Genomic DNA, 11803 nt, shown 5'->3' with positions numbered 1-11803 from the left:
CTAATCGAACTGTTTCAGCGATAAGTAGCTTTAATAAATCGGTATCCGATAATCTTAGTTTTCTAAACTTAGTAAGTGTACTAGGGTTTATAACATCGTCCTCAGGAGCCATATCTAAGAAGTATTTGAAAGACATATCAAAGCGAGAGCGCTCTACTATAGCTGCATCAGAGATATCGTATATGTTTTTTAATAAAAGATATTTAAATAGTTTAATAGGTGACTCAGCTGTTCGCCCATTAGTTAGGCAGTACTTATTTATTAGTTCATCGTGAACAAAAGAAAAGTCTACTAGATCATTAATTTTACGCAGGATATTATCCTTAGGGATAATTAAATCATATAAACTAGCGTAAGGACTTAAGGACAAAGATTGCTGAGATGGTAACATAGAAAACCTGTGAATTTTAAAAAACAGGTAAATATAAACAGAAAGAGGTAAACTATAAAAGCGATTGCTTTTAATAGTTTACCTCTTTACTTTAAGCTTCTATTTTAAAAAGGGACTTTTTCAGTGCCCTCAAAATTTTAGTCGCTTTTTTTTATTTCTAATCCTTATTATATCTAATCCTTATTATAAAGGTGCTATTTCTAACTTTAAGCCCTCAATAGATTTATCCACTGGTATTTGACAAGCAAGTCTACTGTTATCTTTTACATTAAATGCTTCCCATAACATAGCCTCTTCCTCCTCTTGCATAGGTTGTAAAGAAACCTCATCTTGGTTTAACACATAGCACTGACAAGAAGCACACATGGCCATACCACCACAAATTCCGATGGTACCTTCCGGGGCTAATTCATAAGCTCGTATTACTTCCATAACACTCATATTCATATCCGTAGGAGCGTCAATTTCATGCACAACTCCTTCACGATCTGTAATAGTAATCTTAATGTCTTGTTCCATAATAACTATTGAATTGATTTAACTACAGCTTTTTCTGCTTCTTTACGAGAACCATCGAATCCATTGATTCCAGAAACAGTAGTATATTTTAGCACATACTTTTTACCAGGGTTAAGCGCATTGAATACACTCTGACACATTAATGTAGCTTCGTGGAATCCACATAAAATAAGTTTTAATTTCCCTGGATAAGTATTAATATCTCCAATAGCATAAATACCAGGTATATTAGTTTGATAGTCCAATGCATTATTTACTTTAATAGCATTTTTCTCAATTTCTAATCCCCAATTTGCAATTGGACCTAGCTTAGGTGTTAATCCAAATAAAGGTATAAAATGATCACATTCAATGGTAGTTCTTTCTCCTTCTTTCTCTACAACAATACCATTTAAATGATCCTCTCCTAATAGATCTACTACCTCAGCTGGTGTAATAAGATTAATCTTTCCAGCGTTCTTTAATTCCTGTACTTTTTCAACAGAATCTAAAGCCCCTCTGAATTCGTTTCTCCTATGTACTAAATGTACTTCTTTAGCAACATTAGATAAATAAATACTCCAATCTAAAGCAGAATCCCCTCCACCTGCGATAACAATTTTCTTATCAGCAAACATCTCTGGATTCTTTACGAAGTACTCTACCCCACATTCCTCAAATTTTGCTAAATTATTTAACTCTGGTTTACGAGGCTCAAAAGATCCTAGACCACCAGCAATAGCTACAGCTTTACCATGGTGTTTAGTTCCTTTGTTAGTTGTTACAATAAAAGTCCCATCTTCAAGCTTCTCAATATCCTGAGCCACTTCATTTAAAGTGAACCCTGGTTGAAATTGCTTAATTTGTTCCATCAAATTGTCGATAAGCTCAGCAGCTCCTACAGAAGGATATCCAGGTATATCGAAAATAGGTTTTTTAGGGTATAATTCTGTTAATTGACCTCCTGGTTGAGGCAGTCCATCTATGATATGACATTTTAGTTTTAAAAGACCAGCTTCAAATACGGCGAAAAGCCCCGTAGGACCAGCGCCAATAATAATTATATCGGTTTGAATCATAAGATAATATTCTTTATATACAAACTTACATCGTATGGTGTAGAATAAAAATGATAAAAATCAACTCTATGCCTAATTGTATTAGTATAGAGTTGATCTTTTTTTATAAAACGTTAACTACGGTTTCAATTTGTGGTGCAAATTTTTTTATGGTTGTTTCCACTCCAGCACTCAAAGTCATTTGATTAACATTACAAGAACTGCATGCTCCTTCTAAACGAACTCTAACGTGCTTATCATCTATTATGTCTAAAAGTGTAATATCGCCACCATCTGCTTGTAAAAACGGACGTATTTCGTCCAACGCTTTTTTAACGTTTTCTAGGATAGTTTCTGATGCCATAACTTAAAATCTATATTTATTTTTTTCCTACTGCTGAACATCCAGCCATTGTAGTAATTTTAATTGCTTCTGTTGGAGGTAAAGAATCATTTCTCTTCACTACTTCTTCCACAACATTTCTAGTAATATCTAAGAAAGATTTTGCTACTACACTGTCATCTTGGAAAGATGCTGGACGACCAAAGTCACCTGCTTCTCGGATGCTCTGAACAATTGGCACCTCACCTAAGAATGGTACCTGAAGGTCTTCTGCTAAATTTTTAGCACCGTTTTCTCCAAAGATATAGTACTTGTTTTCTGGTAATTCCTCTGGTGTGAAGTATGCCATATTCTCTACTATTCCTAAAACTGGAACATTAATGCTCTCGGATAAAAACATTGAAACTCCTTTTTTAGCATCTGCTAGAGCAACTGCTTGAGGTGTAGAAACAACTACGGCACCAGTGATAGGTAACGATTGCATTATAGATAAATGGATATCTCCTGTTCCTGGAGGTAAATCCAATAATAAGAAGTCTAATTCTCCCCAATCTGCATCAAAAATCATTTGATTCAATGCTTTAGATGCCATTGGTCCTCTCCAAATGATAGCTTGATCTGGTTTAGTGAAAAAACCTATAGATAAAATCTCGATACCATAAGAAACAATTGGTTTCATCTTAGATTTACCATCTACCTCAACCGAAATTGGTTTAGCATTTTCTACATCAAACATAATTGGCATAGAAGGTCCGTAGATATCTGCGTCTAAAATTCCAACTTTAAAGCCCATATTAGCAAGACTAGCAGCTATATTGGCTGTTACTGTAGATTTTCCTACTCCTCCCTTACCTGAAGAAATAGCTACAATATTTTTAATACCTGGAATAGAATTTCCTTTGATTTCTGGTTTCTCAGGTGTTTCTATTTTGATATTCACTTTTACTTTTGCCTTGTCATATACTTGATCGTGAATAACTTTGATCACATCTACTTCAGCTCTTTTCTTAATATGTAAAGCAGGTGTAGACATTACTAAATCAACTACTACTTCATCTCCGAATGTCATTACATTTTTAACAACACCACTTTCAACCATATTTTTTCCTTCTCCAGCTACAGAAATACTTTCTAAAGCCTTCAAAATCTCTTTTCTATCTAATTTCATTATATAAGATTAGTATTCAACAAATTAATACAATAAACGTATAAAGCAAAGATAGTAGGAAATATTGATATTTTCTAGTTAATATCTTCCAAATTCTAGAGTGCCCTAACACCTTTTAGGATAACTTATTCGTATTGAGCAACTCTAGCTTTTTGTACAATAAAGATATATAAATGATATTTTTAACCTTAGCAAACTGAGAATTTAATAGCTGATTCTTTGCTCCATTGAAAGAATAAATATCTGCAGTACCGTTTTCATATTTAATTTGAGTTGTTAAAAAAGATTTCATTGCTAATGCAATGTTATTTTCTAATTGATTTTGCAAGTACTGGCTTTGGTGTATTTGCTGTTCTAACATTTGTAAATTTTGCGTGTAAACTAGCTCAGATTGCGCCATAGTAGCACGATTCAATTCCAATTCTGCTTTACTTTTATTTACTCGCCTTCTTACTTGTCCTTTCTGAAAAAGTGGAAAGTAAAAACCAAGTCCTAAAAAATGACTTTTATTATCTCCAAATTGTGTAGAAAACTTGGAGGATTCATGGGCAATATTGCTGTTGAAAACCTTGGAGTAAAAAGAACCAAATTGATAATTAACCGATAACCGAGGTAAAAAACTTCCTTTGATAGCATTTTGCTCAGCTAGTAAAACTTTCTCTAGCATCTTAGGCTTCTCGAGCATAGGATTAAATACATATTCAGACGATATATCATGTAAAGAATCTTGGTACTCCACTTCGAATTCATCTGGTGTTACTTCTAAGTAATTCAATAAGTGTAATAAAGAAAGCTTAGCATTGAATAGATTATTTTGACTTTGCTCAATAGATATACTCTCTGAGGTAAACACGTATTCTATATCATAAAAATCACTTTTGGGCTTAGCTCCTGCATTTACTTCCTTGGTAACTCTATTAAAGTTTTCTTTACTATTTATAAATTGCTCTTGTTGAAGCTTAACTAATTCTTGCAATTCTAAGATTTGAAAAAACAATTCTAAGATACGATATTGGTACTGGTAGATAAGCTCCTGTTGTTCTAACAAAGCATAGTCTAGCTGATGAGCTAGCTGTTTTTGTCTTGCAAAACTACTAAAATCAACTAAACTAATATTGGCATCCAAACTCATATTTAAAGAAGAGATGTTGGAAGAAACCCTAGTATTAGTACTAGGATCAATGGTTGAGCCAAAATTATAATTTTGGGAGGTATTATATCCAATATCAGGTAAAAACAACGATCCAAAACTCTGTTTTTCTGCCTTTACTACATCACTTTGCAAGGCTGCAATTACTAGTTCTTTACTGTTCTGCTTACCAATAGATAAGCAATAGGCTAAATCCCACTTTTGCGCAGGATAAGCCATATTGCTAATAACTAATATAAAAATCAAATAAAATCTACTCATCTTTGATATATTTTAGAACATTAACTTTAGTTGCAGCGATAATTCTACTGAAGATTAATAAAACAGAAAGACTAAAAAGCAGTATAAATCCTATAGCGAATCCACCCCAATTCAAACTTATTCTTACTACAAACTCTTGAAGCCATAAATTAACTAAGAAATACGTAGGGAATATTGCCAAAATAAAACCTATGATACTGCAAAAGATAAATGGAATAGATTCCTTCTTCACTAGATTCCATTGGCTTGCTCCTAAAACTTTTCTAATAGCTATTTGCTTTAACTTATTATCCAAAGTAAAAGAAACGATAGTTAACAACCCCACTAAAGCAATAAAACAGGAGATAATACTAAGTACGATAAAAACATTTTTTAGCTTTAAACTCTGCTTATAACTTCTAGCAAAATCCTCATTAGCAAAAGAAGCAGTAAATGGATAGGTTTGATCTACTCTTTGCTTCCAAAAAGCCTCCAAATCCTCCATAGTTTGTGCCATATCACTAGGATCTATCTTTACAGAAATGGTATTGCTTAGATAGTAAAACCAATCTACACTAGGATATAGAAAAAAAGTAGAAGGAGTAATTTGCTCCGAAAATCCTTCCATATTAAAATCTTTTACAACACCTATAATCTTAAAAAAGCGTCCATTCCATCTCATTTCTTTACCAAGAATCGATTCTGTTAAGTTAAGTTCCCTTACATAACTTTGATTTACCACAATGCTATTTTGAATATCGCTTAGAAGTTTAGGATCAAAAAATCTCCCTTGATCCATTTTAATATCAAAGACTTCTAAAAAATCAAAGCTTACAGGAATATTATTACTTTGAATATGTTGACCATCTATATTGTTAGAAGAACTACTTGAAGCTCCACCTCCAAAATTAACTCCATGCAAAGAAACTTCTTGCACTCCTGTAATCTTTAACAAGTCCTTTTCGATATTTTCAAAAAACTTATTCCTCATCTCTACATTTGGTAGTTTAAATTGAATATTAACTACCTGATCGCCTTTAAACCCAAGGTCCTGTCCTAGTAAATAACTCACTTGTTTTTGCACAAAAACACTAGTACTCAAGAAAAAGAAAGCGATGGTAAATTGCAAAACTAAAAGACTATTTTGTACTTTAGAATTTGTTTTCACAGAACTAAAGCTTCCCTTCAAGACATTAGAGATATTAAAATTGCCCTTAAATATTCCAGATAAGAGTCCTACTAAAAGCCAAATAAACAAAAACACAAGAAGTAATGGCTTAAACAAAATACTAGGTTGTAACACCAAAGAAAGATCAACAAAATAGTTAAAATGAGGCAGTGCTAACTCACTAAGCAAAATCCCAATGCAAAATCCCAAAATAGTTATAATAAAAGACTCAAATATACTTTGAAGAATAATGGTGGTTTTACTTGCTCCTAAGGTTTTTCTTACTCCAACTTCTTTAGCTCGTTGGAAAGAAGACACTAGGGCTAAATTAACACTGTTTAATAAACATAATATAAATAATGTAATTGCAATCGAAGATAAGATAGAAAGTAACTGGGAGGCAAACTTTCCACTTCCTAATATTTCTGATTTGCTATTTAGATGAATACTATCCAAAGCAAAGAATTCAAAGGTAGGCTCTTGTAAGAATTTATCCTTAAATTCCTTCTCACTTAAATTTTTCTCTTTAGCCCTCTGTTGCAAAAATGGTAAATATAAGGCCTCGCTAAACTGTTGAATACCATCCTTTGAATTATGTTCTTCTTTAAACTTAACTAATACATTATAATTATAATCTCCCCAATTTTTTAAATTCGAAGCGATCTTTTTTTCAATAGCATAAGAATAAATCGCCATTGGAGCTAAAGAGCTATTACCTGGAATCTGATATACTAAATCCACCGTTACTCGGGACCCATCCTCTAGGACGATTTCTTTGCCTATAGCATTTTGACTATCTCCGAACAATCTCTTTGCTTGAGACTCTTCCAATGCAATAGAGGACATATGGTTATTTTCATATTGCTGTATACTGCCACTTACCACCTCAAAAGGCATTAATTCGAAAAAATCTTTTTGGGTTTCTAAAATATCATACAAAAATTCTTTTCTTTCTTGCAATACGATACTTTGAGATCCGCGAATTTGATAATAAAAAACATATGACTCTACATAAGAGTTTAAATCATCAAATCGCAAGGTAAATGGGGCAGGAACCCATCCTGATATTCCCTCTGGTTCTTCCCAAAAACCAGGTCCTAAACTAAACTCATAGGCTCTGTCTTTATATGGATTCCACTGATTATAACTTAACTGATCATTTCGCAATAAAACAATCAAGCTGATTACACTCACTCCTATTGCTAAACTGAGAATATTAAGGATGTAAAAAAACTTATTTTTAGAAAATACTTTAAACAGTACTTTGCTCCAATTTGCTATCATAACTTTGTTATTTAGTCGTATTTAATAAAATGAAGGGTTTTATAGCCTGTAGCTCTTAAACAAAGAGCGCCACTTACTATAATGGTTAAGCTTACTATAATCAACAAGCAAACTAAGAATGGCCAAAAAGACAGCTCAATCCTAAAATGATAGTCAGCTAAATAGCTCTCTACAAAAAGTTTGGAAGGAATAATTGCTAATAAAAAACCTAAAAAACAAAAAGCAATATATCTTTTACCTAAAAGCAGTACCAACTGGAATCGATCTGCTCCTAATACTTTCCTTATAGCAATTTGTTTAAGTTGACCGGAAATGGTGGAAGAACAAACACCAAATAATCCACTTAAAGCCATTATTACAACAACTATATTAAGAATTAGAAATAAATTTTTCTCTTGTAAACTACTATAATAATCCTTGCCTAAAGTTGGACTAATCAATGTATAATCAAAGGGTTGTTCACTAAGCTGTAATCCATTATAGGTTGCTTCCAACTCATCCACAAGAGTAGAAAAATCCGATGTATCTATCTTAAAATAAAGATTAATTGCCTCTTGTGAAATCCATGGTACAGTATTTAAAGAAAAGAAAACCATTGGCAAATAGTCATTTCTTAAAGAAAGTGCATTAAAATCCTTGACTACTCCAACAATGGTTAATATTTCATCATTCCACTCAATAGTTTTACCAATTGGATCAGGCTCCCCTATTAGTTCCCTAGTTTTTTCACTTATTAAGATATTGGAAACCTTATCAGAGGCAAACTCATTTTGAAACTGCCTACCTTGAGACATTGAAATCTGTAGAAGGTCTAAAAATCCAAAGTCCATAGCAACATTAAATCCTTGCATGCCTTTTCCATTATAGGAAAACCCAACAGAACTCCCAGTACCAGTCCCTAGTTCAATACTTGCTAGACTTACTTTTTCGACCCCGTTTATTTTTAAAAACGCTTGTTCTATCAAAGAAAATCTATCTTCATCCATATGAATATTCTTTCTAAGAATCAAAGGAGCACTTATAACATTTTCAAAATTATATCCACGGTCTTTATTTTGCACATAACTAGTTTGTAAACCAATAAAGAACATAGATATGATAAAGAAACTAGCAATAGTGTATTGCACTACTAAAATACTATTTTTTATAAAACCTCCTGTTTTAGTAGATTGAAAATCTCCACGAATAACTTGAGCAATTTCCATTTTAAAGACAAAGGATAATACAAAAACACTAAATAGAAGAAGTAAAATAACAAACAGGCAAACATATAATAGAATATTGTCTAATAAGGAAATATTTAAACTTGCCTTAAAGAACACTCTCAAATACCCGCTTATTATTTCCATTAAAGCACTCGCAAATAAAAAACATACCATAAGAGTTATTATAGTTTCGAAAAAGATCTGCTTAATAAGGGCTTTACTACTACCTATAACTTTTAATACCCCAATTAACTTAGCTCTATGTAAAGTTCGAGTCAAAGAAATATTAATAAAATTAAAGCAAGCTAAAACCAAAATAGTGGTAGATAATCCAAAGAAAGTATACACTCTTTTTGCAATAGCTGCTCCCTCAGGCGTAGCATTAAATTTTGTTTGCGCTATCATCCTTTGGTTCTCTAAAGGATGGATTTTAAAAACTTCCCCATCTAAACCTAATTCCTTTTCTGCTTCCTCTGGTGTCCATGCGTTTTCTTTTGAAAAAGCGAACATAATACGCTCTTTTGCTATACTATTTAATTGCTTCTGAATTTCTTTATATTCTTGCTTATCCTTTATTTTAATCCACAGACTTGAGTAGTAACTACCCCAATTATCAAACTCTTCTTTTTCAATAGCATCTAAAGAAGAAATTACTAACTCTGGATTAAAAGAAGTTTTATCCGCACTATTCTCAAATACAGCGGAAATAATATATAAATTCTCTTCAATTATTAGCTCTTTACCCATTGGGTTACTATTGCCAAATAAGTTCTCTGCGTAGTCTTGTCTTATGGCAATATTATTTTGCTGCTGAAAAATATTCTGTGAATCACCTTGTAGAAAATTAACAGAGAAAAAATCAAAGTAGTTTTTCTGACTTTTTACTAATTTCTTATAGGGCTTTTTAACCCCATCCACCTCCAAATTACCCTTTCCATAATAATCATCCACATATAAATAGTCTTCTATCCCACTTACCTTTTCTTTTAAATTGAGTCCCAATCCATAAGGAGCCTTCATCCAAGACATATCCTCTAGAATAATTCTCTCTACTACAAAAATTTTTTCGACATCCTCTATTGTACTATCATAAGAGTTTTCTTCGACAAAGTAAATAAAGGCTAAGAAAAAAAAGGAAAGTGCTACACCTAGACTTATAGTACCAATGGTATAATTAACCCAGTTTTTCCTAACTGTTTGCCAATAAATTTTCCACCAATTTGCTATCATCTTCTATAGTTGGTTAACGTATTAATTATATTTCTTTATCCTTGCTTTTTTTTAATATAACAGCCAAAAAGGCTTAGATTAGCTTATAAAAACATCCACGACTTTTGTATTTGCTTTCTCTAATAAAATTTCCCCATCTTTCATTGTAATAATCCTATCGGAATAAGAGGCGTCGTGTAAGGAGTGGGTCACCATAATAATAGTTGCACCTTGCTGATGTAATTCAGTTAATAATTCCATTACTTCATTCCCATTTTTACTGTCTAGATTTCCAGTAGGCTCATCGGCAAGAATAATTTCTGGTTGGTGGATAAGGGCTCTACCTACTGCTACTCTTTGCTGTTGTCCACCACTTAATTGTTGGGGATAATGTTTTAAACGGTGAGAAATCCCAAGCTTTTCCGCTATTGCTAAAACCTTAACTTTCCTTTCTTTAGCTGGTACTTTATTATAGATCAAAGGAAGTTCGATGTTCTCAAAAACCGTCAACTCATCAATCAAATTGAAGTTTTGGAAGACAAAACCAACTTGCTTTTTTCTAATTTCACTTCGCTCACTCTCTTTGAGCCCTACCATTTGTTTACCTAATAATTCGTAGCTTCCACTTGAGGCTTGATCTAAAAGCCCTAAGATGTTTAAAAGAGTAGATTTTCCACAGCCCGAAGGCCCCATGATAGAGATGAACTCTCCCGGATGAACCGTTAAGGATACTTTATTTAAAGCTGTAGTCTGTACTTGGTCCGTTCTAAAAACACGACTCAATTCTTTAATAGATACTATATTCATTATTCTTTAATATTTAAGTGTTCTACATTCATGAAATTCTTATAACTCGATATGATAACTTGATCCCCTTGTTGTAAACCTTCTAAGACCTCATAATAAAGGGGATTTTCTTTTCCTAATTTTACTTGCTTTATACTAGCCTTACCATTTTGTATTACATATACCCATTTACCATTTGTATCTTGATGAAAGCTTCCTTTTGAAAGAAGCAGTTTTTGGGTTTGACCCGATAATAGTAATTTGACAGTTATACTACTTCCTTCTTGCATGGCAAATTCAGATGGATTCTCAAGTTCTAATTGAACCTCAAATTGGCCTTGTTTCACCTCTGGTAAAAGCCTACTTACTTTGACTTGTAAATTATTTCCTTGATAATCTATTCTTCCTTGTTGTCCTACACTTACTTTATCTAAATAGAACTCATCTACTAAAGCAACTAATTTATATCCTTTAAGGATATCTATCTTTCCAATACTTTCCCCACTTTGATACGTTTTCCCAAGAACTGCCTCAAAGTTAGATAGGCGTCCGGCTATAGGAGCCTTTAACAGAAAATTACCTTGATTATGCCTAAGTTTTTCCAGACTCTTTTCTAATACAACAATAGATTTATCGATTTGGAGTATTTGTAATTCATTATACTTATTTTCTCTCTCTATACTTTGTTCCATTAAAGCTTTACGCTTGTTTTGATAATTGAAATTTTCTTGTGTACGCATCCAATCACTTTGACTTAAAACTTCTTGATTAAAGAGTTTTTCATGGAGATTATATAAAAGTTCAGCCGCGGTATAATCATGCTCAATAGCAATTAAATCTTTGATTAAATTTACCTCTTGAGATCGAATACTATTTTTAGTACCTCTTAAGTTATTTATTTGCTCAATGAGGCTATTCTCTGAAGACATATAATTAAACTCACTTGTGGGATTATAGATTCTTGCTATAATCTGTCCTGTTTGCAAAAGCTCTCCATTTTCAACAAAAATCTCCTGTATCTCACCAGATTCGACGATGTTGATAAGTCTACTATGTAAGGGCTCTACATGAGCCATAAAGGAAATATATTCCTCAAAATCTCCTAAATACACTTCCCTAACTCTTATTTCATTCTTAGGGACATTCAGAACTACATTTCTAAAAAAAGTAACATAACTTAGACCTATCAAAATCAATAAGGCACTAATTATTACTAATACTTTAACTTTTTTCCTATTTTTACCTGGAATAACTTGATCCATATTCTTTTGATTTACTAATTAATAAGTCAAAAGCATACCAT

The 11803-nt window shown here is 32.5% G+C and carries 10 protein-coding genes; all 10 read right to left on the bottom strand.

Annotated elements, in window-relative coordinates; genetic code table 11:
- The coding region (locus tag ACYSNX_RS09595; protein ID WP_461754460.1) for a transposase at positions 1-391 on the bottom strand (391 nt) is incomplete at its 3' end.
- 183 nt (positions 392-574) lie between these two features.
- A complete protein-coding gene (locus ACYSNX_RS09590) occupies positions 575-910 on the bottom strand; it encodes a 2Fe-2S iron-sulfur cluster-binding family protein (RefSeq protein WP_461754459.1) in 336 nt (111 codons plus the stop codon).
- Between the two features lie 5 nt (positions 911-915).
- A complete protein-coding gene (locus ACYSNX_RS09585; protein WP_461754458.1) occupies positions 916-1968 on the bottom strand; it encodes an NAD(P)/FAD-dependent oxidoreductase in 1053 nt (350 codons plus the stop codon).
- 103 nt (positions 1969-2071) lie between these two features.
- Complete coding sequence (locus ACYSNX_RS09580; RefSeq protein WP_461754457.1) at positions 2072-2311, bottom strand: NifU family protein; 240 nt, start codon at positions 2309-2311, stop codon at positions 2072-2074.
- Positions 2312-2327: 16 nt separating this feature from the next.
- On the bottom strand, positions 2328-3458 hold the full coding sequence (locus ACYSNX_RS09575; protein WP_461754456.1) for an Mrp/NBP35 family ATP-binding protein: 1131 nt from the start codon (positions 3456-3458) through the stop codon (positions 2328-2330).
- A gap of 115 nt (positions 3459-3573) precedes the next feature.
- Entirely contained in the window at positions 3574-4869 is a 1296-nt protein-coding gene (locus ACYSNX_RS09570) for a TolC family protein (protein WP_461754455.1), read from the bottom strand.
- The gene (locus ACYSNX_RS09565; protein ID WP_461754454.1) at positions 4862-7300 is read right to left on the bottom strand and encodes an ABC transporter permease; all 2439 of its coding nucleotides are present in this window, start codon (positions 7298-7300) and stop codon (positions 4862-4864) included. Before ACYSNX_RS09565 ends, ACYSNX_RS09570 begins: the two co-directional genes overlap by 8 nt.
- Before the next feature lie 11 nt (positions 7301-7311).
- Complete coding sequence (locus ACYSNX_RS09560; protein WP_461754453.1) at positions 7312-9735, bottom strand: ABC transporter permease; 2424 nt, start codon at positions 9733-9735, stop codon at positions 7312-7314.
- 78 nt (positions 9736-9813) lie between these two features.
- Positions 9814-10521 (bottom strand): ABC transporter ATP-binding protein, encoded by a 708-nt coding sequence (locus ACYSNX_RS09555; protein WP_461754452.1) that lies wholly within the window; start codon positions 10519-10521, stop codon positions 9814-9816.
- The gene (locus ACYSNX_RS09550; protein ID WP_461754451.1) at positions 10521-11762 is read right to left on the bottom strand and encodes an efflux RND transporter periplasmic adaptor subunit; all 1242 of its coding nucleotides are present in this window, start codon (positions 11760-11762) and stop codon (positions 10521-10523) included. Before ACYSNX_RS09550 ends, ACYSNX_RS09555 begins: the two co-directional genes overlap by 1 nt.
- Between the last annotated feature and the right edge of the window lie 41 nt (positions 11763-11803).

Source organism: Myroides sp. LJL115 (assembly GCF_054871665.1).
The sequence above is the reverse complement of the archived record's forward strand: the minus strand, read 5'-3'. Positions and strand labels throughout refer to the sequence as shown.

Coding starts and splice junctions, on each gene's coding strand:
- ACYSNX_RS09590 (WP_461754459.1), bottom strand. CDS start 910: ATGGAACAAGACATTAAGATTACTATTACAGATCGTGAAGGAGTTGTG.
- ACYSNX_RS09585 (WP_461754458.1), bottom strand. CDS start 1,968: ATGATTCAAACCGATATAATTATTATTGGCGCTGGTCCTACGGGGCTT.
- ACYSNX_RS09580 (WP_461754457.1), bottom strand. CDS start 2,311: ATGGCATCAGAAACTATCCTAGAAAACGTTAAAAAAGCGTTGGACGAA.
- ACYSNX_RS09575 (WP_461754456.1), bottom strand. CDS start 3,458: ATGAAATTAGATAGAAAAGAGATTTTGAAGGCTTTAGAAAGTATTTCT.
- ACYSNX_RS09570 (WP_461754455.1), bottom strand. CDS start 4,869: ATGAGTAGATTTTATTTGATTTTTATATTAGTTATTAGCAATATGGCT.
- ACYSNX_RS09565 (WP_461754454.1), bottom strand. CDS start 7,300: ATGATAGCAAATTGGAGCAAAGTACTGTTTAAAGTATTTTCTAAAAAT.
- ACYSNX_RS09560 (WP_461754453.1), bottom strand. CDS start 9,735: ATGATAGCAAATTGGTGGAAAATTTATTGGCAAACAGTTAGGAAAAAC.
- ACYSNX_RS09555 (WP_461754452.1), bottom strand. CDS start 10,521: ATGAATATAGTATCTATTAAAGAATTGAGTCGTGTTTTTAGAACGGAC.
- ACYSNX_RS09550 (WP_461754451.1), bottom strand. CDS start 11,762: ATGGATCAAGTTATTCCAGGTAAAAATAGGAAAAAAGTTAAAGTATTA.